Here is a 16,210-nt window from a genome sequence, read left to right on the forward strand (position 1 = left end):
TTGCGCCATCTGTCTTGGAATAGACAGATTGGATGAAAATGCACCACCACAGGTGTCGGCGAAAGCAGAACCGAACCTGAAGACGTCGGCGCAACCACGACTTTTAGACCAACACAGGCCTCGGGGCTCACATGGAGCCGGCGTCGGGATTTGTCTTGCGAGCTTTCAGAAACTCAGAGCGGCGGCGACACAAAAAGAAAGCGCTGACTTGATCAACTCCACCGACTGCCGCCGAACACAGGCACGTTGGGTACAGGGTCACGAGCACGGACCCAAGTTGACTGAGAACGCGTCTGCCGGCGTTACCAAGCCCAGGTGGGTAGAGAGCTGTTTGGGCGCCGATGCGAACGGCAAAAATAGCCGCCAGGATCAGACCCGGGGGGCTGCCGTTCTGGCATGGAGAGTGCGGTCCGCCTCACTGTTGCGCGCGATCCATCTCGCTTGCGCGAGTCTGATGATAACCCTTGAAAAAGGGCGCCCGGGAATAGGGCGCCCTTCTCATCGACGAAATGCTCGGATTGGAGGTCCGTGATCAAGCAATCCGCCGAAAACCTCTACAAGCCTCACCACAATGGTTCAGCCGCAAATTAGGCTCGCAGTTACCGCTTCGATCGCGGCAACGGGCTCTTCAATCCTCAGAACGAGCGCTGGAAGCGGAGCAAGCCGCCGATGCTGTTCTTCTTGTCGGCATTGGTCCAGTTAGAGAAGTCCACATCCCCGAACTTGCCAGCGTGGAGATAGTCGACTTCGGCCGTGATCGTCAGACCAGGAACGATATCGTAGGCGACATTGGCGGCAATGCCGAGGTTCTTCCACTCGTCATACGCCGCCTGAAGGTTGAAAGAGGTCTTCTCGTTGAACTTGTAGGTGCCGCCGCCCCAGACGGCCCAGTTGCCACCCCACTGCTTGTAGAAGCCACGACCGCCAGCAGGAATAGCGTAGGTCCCATCGGTTAGGTTGTCGTCGGTCCCATAGCCAGCCATAATGAACAGCGACAGTTCGTTGGTGGCGTTCACATCCAAGCGGACCTTGCCGGCTACCTCTTCGTAGTTGCTGTCGTAAGCCACGACGCCGGTGATGGCGCCCCAGCCCTGCGTGTACTTCACGCCGCCGACAAGATGCGGAACGTAGCTGTCGATCGTGCCGACGACGCCAGATCCCTCTTCGAGCGATACCACGGCGGAGAAGCCATTGCCGGCGTCGAAGTAGTACTGCACGACGTTGGTGTCGAAATCGCCGTAGGGAACGAGCGTATCGTTGATGACGTTGCCGGCATAGCCGATAAACGTATCGAAGGCCGATTCGTCCTTGCCGACGCGAAGGCCACCGAGTTGGATCCAGGCGAAGTTCAGTGTGATGCCTCTGTTGAAGGCATAGTTCTGGGGACTGTCGGGACCCGAATAGGCGTTGCGGTTACCGAAATTGAATTTGGTCTCGGTGTATGTCTTCAAGGTACCGAGTTCGGTTTCCTGGCCGGTCCAAGTCCTTAGGTCAAAGCGGGCGTTCTTGCGCCAGGTGCCCTGGTCGCTGCCGTCTTGGACGTCGTGGGTCCGCGCCCCGTCGTAGGATCCAACGTCGCCAGCGCCGATATCGTAACGGACATAGCCGCCGATGCGCAGGCAGGTCTCGGTGCCGGGGATATAGAAGTAGCCCGAGCCATATACGTCGCAGATCTTGACGTATTCAGCCGGTTCCGGCTCGGCGACCGTCACCGCGTCGGCGGCGCGGGCGCCGGAAACTGCGATCAGGGCCGCAGCTGAGCCGAGAAGAAGGCTCTTGATGTTCATACTTGATCTCCATTCAATGATTTGAAAAGGGCGAGGACGTCGATGGACGAACCGCTCCCTGTCCCCACGATCGAAAAAGATGCGCATCGCGATGCATCCTTCCCGGCTCGAACGCTATTCGCCGAGCGAATTAGTGCAAGTCCAAATTCCGTCTGCCAGACGCATAACAAAGTATCAGTTGCATTTTTATCACTGAATCGACAGTATTAGTTGCACAAATTGGACGACTAAACATTTGCACAAATCGCACAATTGGCACATATGCTTTGTGCGCACGTACATAATGCGCGGATAGCCATCGGCATCCGGCCAATTGTCAGATAGATTCAATCAGAGAAACAGCCTGGGCGGCGGATGAAACAACTTCTGTGTTCATACCTTCTCTGAGCAATTCGATAGGGACGCGACCCTTGAGGAGAGGCGAGGGGCTGATCAGCCACAGCCAAGCCAGTCTGGGATCGGAGATCGAGGAAAGGACCTGCCTGATTCCGGGCATAGGCCTGCCGTCGATGAACTGAGCTAGGGGAAATACATGCTTACGGGAGCCTCTCCGAAAGGCAACCACATCATTGTGTTGCTGCCACCAATACAAAGTGGACCGCGGTATTCCAAAACGTCTCTCGAGATGCGTCGACCCCGCAACTGGACCGGCCCATTCTGCAATGCGCGCGCCTTCTCTCGGGCAATCTTTCAGAACCGGATGCCCGAGCGGATGATCGGCTGCCCTCGGTCGCGAAGCGATCTCACACGCCTGGGCATTTAGCCGTCGCGCTGCTTCGGCCTCGAGCCTACCAAGAAATTCGGCGGCCACGGCGGTCAAATCGTCGGAAGGAGAGGCTGAAGTCGCAACTCCAGCCTTGTCACCCTGCCTCGCCTCGTCGCATTGGGCAAGAATGCGTCGCACCTCCCTCATGACAAAGCTTGAAAGCTCGCTCTGGCGCTTTTCATCCCCAAAATCACTCGACCCGGACATTGGCTTTCCCAAGTTGCATCCCCCCAGCAAGCCGCCGAAAGAGCGTTGAAGAAATGTAGTTTGGAGGACGGCGATATGCTGCGTGTTCGTGTGCTCGCGACCTAGCAGCCGTCTTGCGGCTTCAACTTGTGCCTCTCAATAAAAAGGAGAGCGTCGATGGAGGACTGTCTAGGCCCTCCACGATCGAAAGAAACGCACGTCGGAGTGTATCCTTGTGAAGCATTACCCTATCCGCAACGCGGATTTGTGCAACCTCAAAGGTTAGTTAGCCAAGCTTATCTAATTTAATCGTTGTTTTTATGCAACTATATCCTGCGTGTTACTTGGAAAATTGGACGCATTGCGCGTTTGGACGAACTGTACGTTTGACAGCTAATTTGAGGCACCCATTTAGAGGCGGTGCGTATGCCTCACGGTTGGCCCATCGCATTGGCCAAGAATGCGCCGCATATCCATCTTCACAATGTTGAAAGCCTGTCGCGGGCGTTTCATTTTTTGATTTCCAAGATCGCTCAATCCAGCCATACGTTCGGCTGCCGCACGCGCTGGGGCACCGTTGCAAGATCTTCGGCCGCCCCCGCAGCGGGCCTTAACTCGGCGACATATCTGCATGTTCAAATGTCATGGCCTGAACCTCCATGTTCATCGGTCTGTTGCAAGGTGCCTCGGCGCATCGCCTACGGTTATCCACCCTACGCTCAAACAGCACCTCGTCCGACAGGTGGAGGTGTGCTTGAGGATCGCCAGCCCCGCCATCAGCCGGTTCGGCAGCGGCGGCATGCCAGGGCCGTCCGAATAGACTGCGCCGAAACGCTGCTCCAGAACCGGCCAGTCGATCGCCCGCGGCAGCCGCACTAACTCGTGCTTCATGTTGATGATCTGATCGAGCCTGGAGCGGAATAGATCCTACTCCCCCGTCTCGCGCTTCTCGCGTGGCCTGGACACTCGCCGTCCCACAGCGCACGCACAGCAAGATCACTGATCGGTCGAAAATGACGGCCTTTGAACATAGAAAGCGCTCCCCGAAAAACAGACGCCTATGCGAGACATGGTTGCCATTTCGTTTGCGACAAAACCCCGGCAGGAGCCGAAGCTCGCTGCCGGGCCAGACGCTTGGGAGGCGGCGGAAGTGGGTATACTCGCGCATCTAGATCGCCGTGTTCCACGGCGATCTAGTCCGCTCTAGGCGCCAGCGTTGTGTCATCGCCATTCGCGGATCAAACGCGGCCCTCACGGTCATTGAGCAGAGTAGTAGAGCCGACCCCAAGCGAAAGGCGTCTCGATCGTTGCTGGCCCAGCCGGCCATGATCTCAATTCTAGAAGAAAGAACTACCGTGGCCGCTTTGCGGCGCGACGGCTGACCAAGCTGCGGGCAGCTACCATCGCTGCGACTGCAAGTGCAACCGCGATATATAGCATCTCGGTCGTGCCGTCCCCCCCATCCGGGGCCACGCCGAAGATCCGCTCGATAAAATCCATGTCTATCTCCTTCCTGGAATGAATGCTCACTGAGCCGCATGTTTTTACTCAGTGGCCACCTAGGCCTTACCGGCCCCGAGCAGCACGACGCCGGCGGTATTGAGCGCGACGTTGAGCGCAGTGACATCATCGTTCACTATCGCGTCCAACTTTTTGATCTCTCCTCGGACCTTCGACAAGATCTCATCCGCGACTTGCCGGGCTTGCATTGTCGGCGCCGCATCGGCGATGGCGACTACATTGACGAGGTCGATGAGCGAACCGACCAAGCCGGCCGAGTTGCGGACGTCTTGCGGTGTCTCGCGCCTGAAATCGATCAGCGCTCCCTCGATTGCCTCGAGCCAACCGACCAATGCTTGCACACGCTCGCCAAGCGATTTTTCACTGCCGACCAGCCGCTTCTGGACATCCGCGAGCTGCCGCTTCAGCAGCCGCATGCGATTGACCGCTTGGTTGAGAGCCGAGAGCATGCCGAACAGCTCCTGTAAGAGCGCGAACTGCTCGGCAAAATCCTTGGCGGTCGTGGCTAGTCGCGGATCCTTGACGACGGTGAAGCTGACCGTCTGTCTCTCGTCGCCGACTTGAAGCTCAACCCTGAAGTCGCCGGGAACCACCGCCGGGCCGCTCGGGTCTTCCTCCTCGGGCGCTAGAGGCTTGTACTTCCAGGTCCCCAGCGATTGGTCGAGTTTGGCCGGTCCCGGATACCTGAGATCCCAGACGAAGCGGTGGAGGCCGGCCTTTGTGCCGGGTTTCTTGTTGAAGGGCGCGTGCTTTTCGTCGCTCGAGAAGGAGACGATGGTCTCGCCTGCAGCGTCAAGGAAGGTGAGCTTTACCGGACCCTCGGTATCATTAGGCAGCCAATAATAGAGGATCGCCCCGTCCGGCGGATTTTGGCCGCAGTCGAGATAGCGGCGAGCGGTTCGTCCGTCCTCCAACTCAACCACCTCCGTGCCGCCGCCTATGCCCCAATGAAGGCCGTAGCTCATACCGACCTTCGAGAAACCCTGCCCAACGATCCAGTTAAGCTTAGTCCGGACTGTCGGGCGCGGGCTCACCAGCTTTACGTTTTTCTGATCCGAGGCCAGCTCGCGTAACGGCGTCACGTCATCCAGGATCCAGAAGGACCGGCCATGCGTGCCGGCGACGAGATCGCTTCCCTTGATCTTGAGATCGTAAACCGGGACCACGGGCAAGCCTCCGGCCATGCGCGACCAGTGCGCTCCGTCGTCGAGACTGAAGAAGACCCCCGTCTCGGTGCCGGCGAAGAGCAGGCCTGGCCGCACCGGGTCGGCCCGCAGCACACGCGTGATCTCGCCCTTCGGGAAGTCACCGACGACCGACTCCCAGCTCTTGCCGCTGTCCTTCGTGCGGAAGAGATAGGGTTGGTAGTCGGCGAGCTTGTAGCGCGTCGCCGCGAGATAAACAGTGTCAGCATCATGCGGCGAGATCTCGACGCACCCAATGTAGGCGAGCTCGGACATGGCTTTCGGCGTGACGTTGCTCCACTCGGCCCCGCCATTGCGCGTCACATGAACGAGGCCGTCGTCGGTGGATGCCCAGATCTCGCCCTTGCGGTGCCGGGATTCCACGACCGAGGCGCACGTTGCATGCACCTCCGCGCCCAGGTTTTCGCGGGTCAAAACGCCGCCCGAGTAGTCCTGCCTAGCGGGGTCGTTGAGACTGAGATCGGGCGAGATCGCGGTCCAGCTCGATCCTTCGTCGCGGCTGCGGAAGACGTGGTTACCGCCGGCATAAAGCGTCTTTGCATCATGGGGCGAGAAGGTGAGCGGGAAGGTCCATGCAAAACGGTAGCGCATGTTCTTCGGCGCGATACCGGTCGTCTTTTCCGGCCAGACATTCACAAGGCGGATCTGCCGCGTACGGTGGTCGTAGCGTTGCAGGGGCCCCGCCCCGTCGGGGCTCGAGCCGATTGCGCCGCAATAGACTATGTCGGGGTCCTCGGGATTGACGACGATGAAGCCGCTCTCGCCCGTGCCCGGATAGGTGCAGTCGCCCAGGCCGATTATACCCCATTCGGTAGCGCTGGGGACCGAGATCGAGATGTTATCCTGCTGGGTGGCGTAGACCCGATAGGGGTGCCGGTCGTCGACATCGATGCGATAGAATTGTGCTGTATTCTGATTGTAGATCGAGGACCAAGTCCTGCCGCCATTGAAGGTGACGCAGGCACCGCCATCGTTTCCTTCGATCATACGTTTGGGATTGAGCGGGTCGATCCAGAGATCGTGGTTGTCGCCGTGAGGCGTAGTCACTTCGGTGAAGTTCTCTCCACCATCGGTCGATTTCCACATCTGAAAGTTGGTCACGTAGACCGTATCGGCGTGACCCGTATCGGCGAAGACATGGGTGTAGTACCAGGGGCGGTGGATCAGATCGCGGTTCTGCGAGACTTGGATCCAGCGGTCGCCATAATTGTCGGTGCGATAGAGCCCAGTCTTGTCGCCCTCCGCCTCTATGAGGGCGTAGACACGGCCGCGCTGCGCCTGCGAGACCGAAACGCCAATCTTGCCCAGAACCCCAGCTGGCAAGCCGCTTCGGCCGGACAGCTCCTCCCAAGTGTCGCCGCCATCGAGTGACCGAAAAATTCCGCTCCCCGGCCCGCCGCTGTTCAGGTGCCAGAAGCTCCGCCGCGCCTGCCAGGTCGTGGCGAAAAGGATACGCGGATTGTTGAGGTCCATCGAGATGTCAACGGCCCCGGCGTCGGGATTGCGGTAGAGGATCTTCTGCCAAGTCTTGCCGCCGTCCTTGGACCGGAACACGCCGCGGTCCTCGTTGGGCCCGAACGCATCGCCGAGCGCCGCAACATAGACGATGTCTGGGTCGTGCGGATGAATGCAGATCTTGCCGATATGGCGGGTTTCTTTCAGTCCCAGATGGGTCCAACTGCGACCGGCATCGGTCGACCGGTATACGCCGTCGCCGGAAGAGACGTCGACGCGGATCGTCGTCTCTCCCATGCCAGCATAGATGACGTTCGAGTCGGGGCGGGCGACCGCGAGCGCGCCGACGCTGGCGCTCGTGAAGAAGCCGTCGGATACGCAGCGCCAATAAATGCCGCCGTCAATAGTTTTCCATACTCCGCCCGCACAGCCGCCGAAATAGAAGACCATCGGGTCGTGGTAGTCGCCCGCGACTGCCACAACGCGGCCGCCTCTCGCGGGTCCGATGCAGCGCCATTTGAGGGCGTCAAGGGCCTGGGGGTCATTCACATGAATCTGCGTCGACATAGCACTACTTACCCAACTAAGGTTTTGTGTGGTAAAGCTCTGATCAAGCTTCAAACGTTTTGATCGTATTGGATGGCAGGCCCGCCCTCAGGGGCGGCGATTCCATGATAATCGTTCCCTAGCCACGCCAATAGTTTCAGTGTCTTGCGCCCATGTAGCGTATCATCGGCATAGTTTGTGATGATCGCCTTCCCCGCAGCGCCGCGACTTGCAGGCGCTGAACCCACCCGTACTGCCGCTGCACCAGGCTTGTCGGGTGATCCATTCAACGATCTTGAAATCGGCGTGCTGTCGTGTTTGACGTATTCATCCTCAACATCGGAATCACCAGAACCCCTAACCACTATACGAACGCTCGCGTAGCCATGCGCGTGCTCCGGCAGCCAGACGTGTTCATCCGGAAGCGGATCCACGGCATCATTCATAGCGAGCGTTACTGCACACCAGGTGAGTTATTCTCGCGAGGACGATGGCAGGTTTCTCGGCACATTGACACATACAGTTTGTCCAAAAATTGGCTATCACACCAATGCGATGTTCGCTGTTGATGCAGGGTTCGCCCGGCGAGGGGCGCATCGACCAATACCTAGCGCGGAGTGTCGGTCTCGGCTTGTGATGGCCACGCACGATGCGTGTCGGCGCGACAAGCCCCAGAGGGTTCCGCGGGGGGGCGCGGCCCAGAATCTTGCGCGCAGCCGACCGCGAAGTTCGCTGTTCATTTGGGGCTGTTCGAACCTGCATCCGCATGTGGGCGGGCAAGAAGGTCATGGCGGCGCTGCGGAGCGCGTCAGAGATCTACAGGCTTTTCCGTCGGGTTTGCCCGACCGCCAACATTCCGACCGGTAAGGACTACACAACGCGTGGAACCCCGAAGCATCTTCGGCGCCGTTGAGTTAGCAATCCGCGTTAGCTGATGGTCGGGGGTGCTATCCAGGTATGGTTGGCGCCTTTGCGCCGCTGAAGGAATTTGTCCTGACAAGGCGACGCTGAACTACTACTATGGAATTGAACGCGCGGGTGGGTGATGCCGTACCGGCAGGTGGCGAAGGTGCTGAGCGACTTCCTGCCCATTGAACCAACGGAGAAGCATGCGACCGTGCGCAAGCGCACCATCAGGATCGGCGAGCGGGCTCGACGACCACCTCGCGAGGAAAAAGGGCGCGCGAGCATGAGATAGCGGCCGCCCTCGTCGAGTTACGAAACGAGTTAATCGGGTAGCGCGAAGCGAGGGTCGAGCATGTCACGCAGGCCATCACCAATCAGATTGACGGCCAGTACTACAGCCATGATTACCAAGCTTGGATACAATATTAAATAAGGTGCGATCAGAGCAAACGACCGCCCTTCGGCGACAATATTGCCCCAACTCGGGTTTTCAGGCGGAACCCCGATGCCCACAAAGCTCAGATAGGCTTCGTAAAGAATGGCCAGGCCACAGATATATGTCGCCTGCACGGCGATTGGGGCCAGTGCGTTCGGCAAGATATACTTGAAGAGTAGCCGCAAAGGACTAGCGCCGTAGGACCGAGCCGCCTCTATGAAGACCTGTTCCCGGAGCGTCAGCGTTAAGCTTCTAACCAACCTTGCAACACCGGGCACTTCCGGTATCGCCAGAGCCACGATTACAGTCAACACCCCGCCACCGAAGATCGTTGCCAAGGCAATGGCGAGCAGGATTCCCGGTATCGCCATGATGCCGTCCATCACCCTCATCAAGATATTGTCTGATGCCTGTCCGGCGCCTGCCACAAGACCAAAGATTGTTCCGGCTGTTGTCGCCAGAACCGCAGTGGCCAGTCCAATTGCGAGCGAGACCCGCCCGCCGTAAAGCACACGCGTGAAAATGTCTCGCCCGAACATGTCAGTCCCCAGAAAATGGGCGTCACTGGGTGGAGTCAGTCTCAACTCCGGGCTTATAGACAAGGGATTAAGATTGGCTATCCCCGGACCCAGATACGACACGAGCACAATCAAAAGCATGAAAATCAAGGCGACACGCACCGACGCCGGCAGGCGCGTCATATGTGGCCACAACAGGGAAAACGTCATCGGCCTAACTCCTCAAGTATATTTAATTCTCGGGTCCATTAAGGGGTACGACAGGTCCACCAGCAGATTTACCATGACGTACACACTCGCACTTATCAGTAGGACCCCCTGAATGACCGGAACATCCCGGTGCTGGATGGCTTCCACGAGGAGGCTGCCGACCCCGGGGATTGCGAAGACGGTCTCTGTTATTACCACACCACCAAGCATACCCGCGAACGACATTCCAACTACCGTGACCAGAGGTACGGCGATCAGCTTAAGGCAGTGTCGAACGAGGATCGTGAACTCGTCGAGCCCTTTCGCTCGCGCGACACGGATAAAGTCCTGATTCAGCACTTCGATCGCGCTCGCTCTTGTGATTCGAGTGATGAGTGCCGTTTGCGCAAATCCCAACATGGTTGCGGGCAGAAGCACATGCCGCAAGACTTCCGTCACACCGCTGTCGAATCCAGGGAACCCGGAGACTGGCATTGACCCAAAGTACACACCGAACGTGAATATCAGCACGTACCCAATCAGAAAGGGAGGTATGGCTGTCCCCGCAACTCCGAAAAGTGATACTAGGCGATCAGCGATGCCCCCTCTGTTCTGTGCTGCCAACAATCCCAACGGCAGCGAGACGGTTATTTGAACCACAGTTGCTGCGGTTGCGAGAAGAATCGTCGGTTCTACCCGCGACAGAATGAGATTGAATACTGGCTGTCTGGAAAAGATCGAGTTTCCCAGATTCCCCTGCACGACATTCGCCAACCAATGAAAATACTGGACGGCCAGCGGATCACCGAGATGAAGGCTCTCCCGAATAGCGGCGATCTGGGCGGGCGTCGCGTAGTCGCCCGCCAGCATAGCCGCCGCATCTCCAGGGCTCAGATACGTCAGACCGAAAACTATGGCGGTCACGATCCCCACCACCGGAATGACGGAAAACACCCTGGAAATGAAATACCTGATCATACTTACCTCACCACCGGAGACGCGCTGCGCTCCTGGCCCTTCCGTCGGATATTCCAGAAATAGTTATAAGGTGCCTCCGGATTGAACCCTTCGAGGTCGGCGCCATAGACAGTCGGAACGCCGTACTCTCCCGTCATGACAAAGGGAAAATAGGCTGATGCGCGGGCTTGGAGGTCAAAACTAATTTTCTCTTTCTCGTTCTCGTCGACCGCGCTCGCAAAGGCACTTCTCAGTTTCTCGAGTTTATCGTCGCACGGCCAACCAAACCAAGCCTTGTCGCAGTTCGCAGCCAGCATCAGATGGGTGATAGGGGAACTGGCAGGTCCCACCTCCATGTAGGTAGGGAACAGGTTCCACCCGCCCTCCGAAGCAGGAGCTTTAGACGTGCGGCGCGACGTCAAAGTAGCCCAGTCCATTGCTTGAAGGTCTACTTGGACGCCAATCTTTCTTAACTGCTGTGCTAAGTACAGCGACCTCGCGTGGGCCTCCGCCCAATCGGTTAGATCGAAGATCACAATCGGCTTTCCATCGTAACCGGCTTCTTTGAAGAGCTCCTTTGCCTTGTCAAAGTCCGCGGCCCCCCGGTGGCCGCTATAGGCGGACTCGTCGCCGTACTTCCCCTCGCAAGTGAGATAAGCATAGCAGGGATGCCAGAATTGCGGGTCACCCACAGAAATCTGCATGACCTCCTTTTGGTCGATCAGGTAGGTGAGAGCTTCAGTCGCCTTGATGTTGTTGAATGGTGGCACCTCGTGATTCACCACGAAGAGGCTCTGCACGAAAAATCCTTTCGAGACCACAAGCTTCGGGTCGTTTCGCAGCGCCAACGCATTATCAATCGGAGGAGATAACCAGATATCTTGTTTGCCGGTCAGCATCGCCGCCATCGCAGTGTTTGGGTCTGGTATGTAAGACATTTCGATCTTGTCGAAAGTTGCCTCTTTCTTGCCCCAATAGAAGCTTGGCGGGTCATTCCGCGGAGTGTAGAAGGAGTTCTTGGTGTAAACCGGCGTTTGGCCTGGCTTCCAGGTCGAGTAATCGAACTTATAAGGACCAGAACCGGTTGTATCGGTGAGCTGTTCGGTGGGCGGAAGGGAGGCAACCCGCTTGGGCATAATGAAAGGGACGTTCCCCTCAGTACTGGCAAGCGCCGAGGGAACGTCGAACGGCTCATTGAGCTCGATCCGAAACGTCAGATCGTCAACCTTAACCATCTCCTTGGTCCTGGATCCAAGGAGTCCACCAACCACATCCCGAGACTCCCAGCGCTTCAGTGACTGGATAACGTCGTCAGTGGTGATTGGAGCTCCGTCGGAGAATTTCAGGCCCTTGCGAAGCGTGATTGTGTAAGTCTTGTTGTCCGAGTTCACATCAACTTTGTCGGCCATTTGGGGACGCGGTGTGCCGCTGCTGTCGAACTCGAACAATTTATCGTAAATGAGATATCCGTGCATCTGTGTATCCCCCGATGTTGTCACAATGGGGTCAACAATTTTCAGGGCGCTTCCCTCTATTACGCGCAGCGTGTCCGCATTCGCCGTACCGACCGATAAAACACCGATAACGGCAGGTGTTACTAACCGACGCACTGCGGTTGTTCTTGACATCCATGTAATAAGTTTGATCTTCATTTTTGTTCCCTCTAGTTGTTAAAAGAGGCAATAGGCTGTAGTGCCCATTAGGTTTTCCTGCTCCCATTCCCCGCCCCAAATCATGACTGCGTGGCCAGGCGAGACTTCACGATACTGGCGCACAGGTGGGACGTAGTCCGCAGGCCGGACGGGACACTTGATTTCGCCATTTGAGACCGAGCGTTTCTGCAGGCGCCGTGCCGGATCTGCGATCGGAACTGCCGCGAGCAGCCGTTTGGTATACGGATGCTGCGGATTCTGAAAAATCGCCTCGCGCGGGCCGATCTCAACGATCTCGCCGAGATACATCACAGCCACGCGGTGGCTAACGCGTTCGACCACTGCCATGTCGTGCGAAATGAATAGATAGGCAAGGCCCATACGGGCCTGGAGATCCAGCATAAGGTTGACGACTTGTGCCTTCACAGAAACATCGAGTGCCGAGACGGCTTCGTCCGCCACGATGAGCCGCGGCTCAAGTGCAAGCGCACGCGCAACACAGATGCGCTGGCGCTGGCCACCCGAAAACTCATGCGGAAAGCGGTTGACTATGTCAGGCGAAAGACCCACCCGCTGCAGGAGGTCGGCGACCTTATCGCGTGCTTCCGAACGGCTGGCGAGATTGTTGATCAGCAGCGGTTCGATGATCGCTGTTCCGACATCCATGCGCGGATTGAGCGATGCGAACGGGTCCTGGAAGATCATCTGAATGCGATTTCGCTGCTTGCGCAACTCGGATTGACCAAGTTTTACAAGGTCAACACCATCGAGCAAAATCGACCCCGAGAGGGGCTCAGTCAACCGCATTACCGTCCGGCCTGTCGTCGATTTGCCACAGCCTGATTCGCCGACCAGTGCCAAGGTTTCGCCGCTCTTGACGCTGAAGGAGACATTCTCGACCGCGTAGACCCGGCCTTTGACCGAAGAAAACATGCCCGACCGGATTTCGAAGCGCTTCGTCAAGCCCGCAATCTCCAGCACCGGGCGCTCCGCCTCCTTGACGGTATCCGGCACCTCGGCCGGCACGTCGGATTGGCCAGTTGTCCGGTCGACGATCGGGAAGCGTATCGGCCGCCTTCGCCCCTTCATCGAACCGAGCTTTGGAACGGCCGAAAGCAGCGATCGCGTGTAGGGGTGTTCGGGGCGATTGAAGATGTCCTCGGTCGGCGCAGTCTCGACCATCTGGCCGTTATACATGACTGCCGTGCGGTCGGCGATCTCGGCGACGACGCCCATGTCGTGCGTGATGAAGAGGACGGACATGCCCTCGTCCTCTTGCAACTCCTTGATCAGCTCCAGGATCTGCGCCTGGATCGTCACGTCGAGCGCCGTCGTCGGCTCGTCGGCAATCAGCAGCTTTGGCTTACCGGCCAAAGCCATCGCGATCATGACGCGTTGGCGCATGCCCCCCGAGAAGTGGTGTGGATATTCGTGGAAGCGCGACTTCGCCGCCGGGATTTGTACCTTCTCCAACAGCCGAATCGTTTCCAACTCAGCCTCGGATCGCGACAGGCTGCGGTGCAGAATCAGCGATTCAGCTATTTGGAACCCGATTGTGAGTACCGGGTTCAGCGAGGTCATCGGCTCCTGAAAAATCATGGCAATGTCGTTGCCGCGGATACGACGCATTTCTGATTGCGAGAGCGTGAGCAACTCCTGCCCGTCAAGCTGGATCGACCCTTCGACCTTGCTCGAAGCTGGCGAGTTGAGCCGCATGATCGAGAGCGCCGTTACGCTCTTTCCAGAGCCGGATTCGCCCACGATGGCGACTGTCTCTCTCTCGCCGATCTCAAACGATATGCCGTCCACGACGGGGACCCAGTGCCCCCCGACACGGAACGAGGTCACCAACCGCGAAACAGAAAGGACCTTATGGGCCATCCTGTGCGTGCGCTCCTCTAGGAGACTTGATTCAGGTTCGCACAAATCTACTATATCGGAACCCACGGAACTACCTCAAGACTTAGGGCTAATTCCTCGCTAACCCCGCAAATTAGTTCTTTTTTCTACTGTTCGCGTCACAGGGTTCGATAGACTTTCCTCGCGTTTTCCCGAAATAGCAGCGCCTTGTTTTCCTCGGATATTCGAGCCTTGAAGGCATAGCGCGGATCATCGAAGTCCCAGTGAGGATAATCGCTCGCAAAAATCAGCCTATCCCAGCCGATTTGATCAAACAGATAGTTGAGCTCCTCGGGATTGTCCGGCTCCTCCACCGGCTGTGTGGAAAAGTAGAAATTCTGGCGTAGATAGTGGGAAGGCGGATGTTTTAAGCTAGCCACTTCCGAACCCATGCGACGCCACAACATGTCCAGCCGGTGCCCAAGTTCAATCGACCAGACACAGCCGCACTCGATGATGATCACCTTGAGAGAGGGCAACTGATCGAATACGCCATCCAGAATGAGACTCATAACTTGTGACTGGGCAGCGAAGGTCAGGTCCAAATGATCCTCATTGTAGTATGATGGCCAGCCGCTGGCGGTCCGCGCGCCGCTTTCGCCGCCAATGTGCATGCCAATTGGAAAGCCATGATGAGCCGCGGCTTCCAGGATGGGCCTGTAGCGTCGATGCCCTAATAGCTCGGTTGTGCCGGTGGGTATGTGCACCTGGACAAATCGCGCATCCAGTGCCCGCTTTTCGATTTCTGCGACCGAGGAAACGACATCGTCCGGGACAACCAGAACGGACGCTCTCAGCCGATCCTCAGACTCGACGAACTCGGCGATCTGCCAATCGTTCATCGCCGTGCACAACACATTGTTGAGATCGAGATTGCGACCGAGCTGCGCCCCAAAAGGTTCGAGCACTCCGAAGACGACATTGTGGGGATCGAGGTGCTGCTTCCTCATGAAGGCCAGGTCCGATCCGGGTCCGCCCCCACCCGGCGGCCAGGCATCGCGGCGTTGTCCCCTTGGATTGTACCGGGGATAGGTTTGGCTGTCAGCAAACACGCTGAACCCCAACTCGCCATACTGATCGAGATGATCGCGCCAACGCTTGGAAATATAAGGATGGAGGCCATACCGGTCTTTAAGAGCCGGGTGGATATCGCAATCGGCTATACCTGCCGAAGATGCAGCACGCACCGGCTGCTTCGGGCTGACTGTCGTATCGTTCATTTCACCGTCTCCATCAGCCGTGGGTAAGTTCGCAAGGGATTCTCCCGCGCGATTTTCTGCCGAAGCCGCGCTGGAAAACCGGGTGGCATCGGATCATCTCCTTCGAACTGCCAATGCGGGTAATCGGACGAGAAGAGCAGCATGTCTTCGCTGCCGAGATGCTCTATCAGCTTCTCGACGTGCACCGGATCCTTCGACGTATCGAATGGCTGGATTGTAAACCGGACACGATCCCGGAATTCCGCCGCAGGAGAGCGCTTCACCCACGGAACCTCGCCGCGGATACCCCGCCAGACCTTCGCACTCCGCCAGATAAAACTGGGCACCCAACCGATGCCCGCCTCGATCATCACGAATGTGAGATCTGGAAACTTGGCAAATACGCCCTCCATGATCAGGCTCTGGAGCTGCGCCGCGAAAATGTGGGTTCCGCTGGCATAGTCCTGGAGGTAGGTCGACGGCCATTGCATAGCGCTACTGCCCGTAGGATAGCGATACATCGTCCCGGCATGGATACCGACAGGCAACCCATGCTTTTGGGCTGCTTCATAGATCGGCCAAAAATGGCTCCGGCCGAGAAGCATCTCGTTGCCGGCCAGCAGCAGGACCTGAACGAACCTTTTGTCGGAAGCACATCTGTGGATTTCCTCTGCAGCCCGATCGGGAAGCTGTGAGGCCACCACGATCGAACCGCGCAAACGTGGCTCAGCATCCAGCCACTCCCGAGCCAACCATTTGTTGGTCGCAGTGCATACCTCTGCTCCCATCAAACCGCTTGCCGCGACTTGACCGCCATAGAGCGGGTTACAGATTGCGATCTCGCAGTTGAATTTATCCAGCGCCTGTTCCCGACAGCGATCGAGGCTGACGCCTGGCTTTTCCCCATCTTTCCGCCAGTCCGGGCGGCATGACAGCGGTGCGCTCGGCGGATAGCTGGCCAGATCCATCTCGCCGATCCCGCGGCTGA

Annotated in this window: 11 protein-coding genes and 1 pseudogene; all 12 read right to left on the reverse strand. The window is 57.8% G+C overall.

All coding sequences use genetic code 11. The annotated features are described in order from the left end of the window. Positions 1-635: 635 nt before the first annotated feature. Positions 636-1,787: a porin gene (locus tag NKH90_RS32965; protein ID WP_352823382.1), complete on the reverse strand. Its 1,152-nt coding sequence runs from the start codon at positions 1,785-1,787 to the stop codon at positions 636-638. 316 nt (positions 1,788-2,103) lie between these two features. After that, positions 2,104-2,760, reverse strand: a complete 657-nt coding sequence (locus NKH90_RS32970; RefSeq protein ID WP_352823384.1) for an antitoxin Xre/MbcA/ParS-like domain-containing protein — start codon at positions 2,758-2,760, stop codon at positions 2,104-2,106. 682 nt (positions 2,761-3,442) lie between these two features. Next, a pseudogene (locus tag NKH90_RS32975) lies at positions 3,443-3,705 on the reverse strand (transposase); the annotation flags it as partial. A gap of 384 nt (positions 3,706-4,089) precedes the next feature. Then, a complete protein-coding gene (locus NKH90_RS32980; RefSeq protein WP_352823385.1) occupies positions 4,090-4,239 on the reverse strand; it encodes a hypothetical protein in 150 nt (49 codons plus the stop codon). A gap of 59 nt (positions 4,240-4,298) precedes the next feature. Next, a complete protein-coding gene (locus tag NKH90_RS32985) occupies positions 4,299-7,400 on the reverse strand; it encodes a WD40/YVTN/BNR-like repeat-containing protein (protein ID WP_352823387.1) in 3,102 nt (1,033 codons plus the stop codon). Positions 7,401-7,537: 137 nt separating this feature from the next. Continuing rightward, positions 7,538-7,912, reverse strand: a complete 375-nt coding sequence (locus NKH90_RS32990) for a hypothetical protein (RefSeq protein ID WP_352823389.1) — start codon at positions 7,910-7,912, stop codon at positions 7,538-7,540. Positions 7,913-8,693: 781 nt separating this feature from the next. After that, a complete protein-coding gene (locus NKH90_RS32995; protein WP_352823392.1) occupies positions 8,694-9,536 on the reverse strand; it encodes an ABC transporter permease in 843 nt (280 codons plus the stop codon). 12 nt (positions 9,537-9,548) lie between these two features. Then, positions 9,549-10,493 carry an ABC transporter permease gene (locus NKH90_RS33000; RefSeq protein ID WP_352823395.1) on the reverse strand — a complete coding sequence of 315 codons (945 nt, stop codon included), beginning with the start codon at positions 10,491-10,493 and terminating at the stop codon, positions 9,549-9,551. Positions 10,494-10,495: 2 nt separating this feature from the next. After that, positions 10,496-12,124 carry an ABC transporter substrate-binding protein gene (locus NKH90_RS33005; protein WP_352823398.1) on the reverse strand — a complete coding sequence of 543 codons (1,629 nt, stop codon included), beginning with the start codon at positions 12,122-12,124 and terminating at the stop codon, positions 10,496-10,498. A gap of 18 nt (positions 12,125-12,142) precedes the next feature. Continuing rightward, entirely contained in the window at positions 12,143-14,005 is a 1,863-nt protein-coding gene (locus NKH90_RS33010) for an ABC transporter ATP-binding protein (protein WP_352823406.1), read from the reverse strand. A 137-nt stretch (positions 14,006-14,142) separates the two neighbouring features. Further along, positions 14,143-15,243, reverse strand: a complete 1,101-nt coding sequence (locus tag NKH90_RS33015) for an amidohydrolase family protein (protein ID WP_352823400.1) — start codon at positions 15,241-15,243, stop codon at positions 14,143-14,145. Then, on the reverse strand, positions 15,240-16,210 hold a 971-nt coding region (locus NKH90_RS33020), incomplete at its 5' end, for an amidohydrolase family protein (RefSeq protein WP_352823403.1). The genes NKH90_RS33020 and NKH90_RS33015, both read right to left, overlap by 4 nt.

It is taken from the genome of Mesorhizobium sp. M0898, assembly GCF_040319695.1.
Classification (GTDB): domain Bacteria; phylum Pseudomonadota; class Alphaproteobacteria; order Rhizobiales; family Rhizobiaceae; genus Mesorhizobium.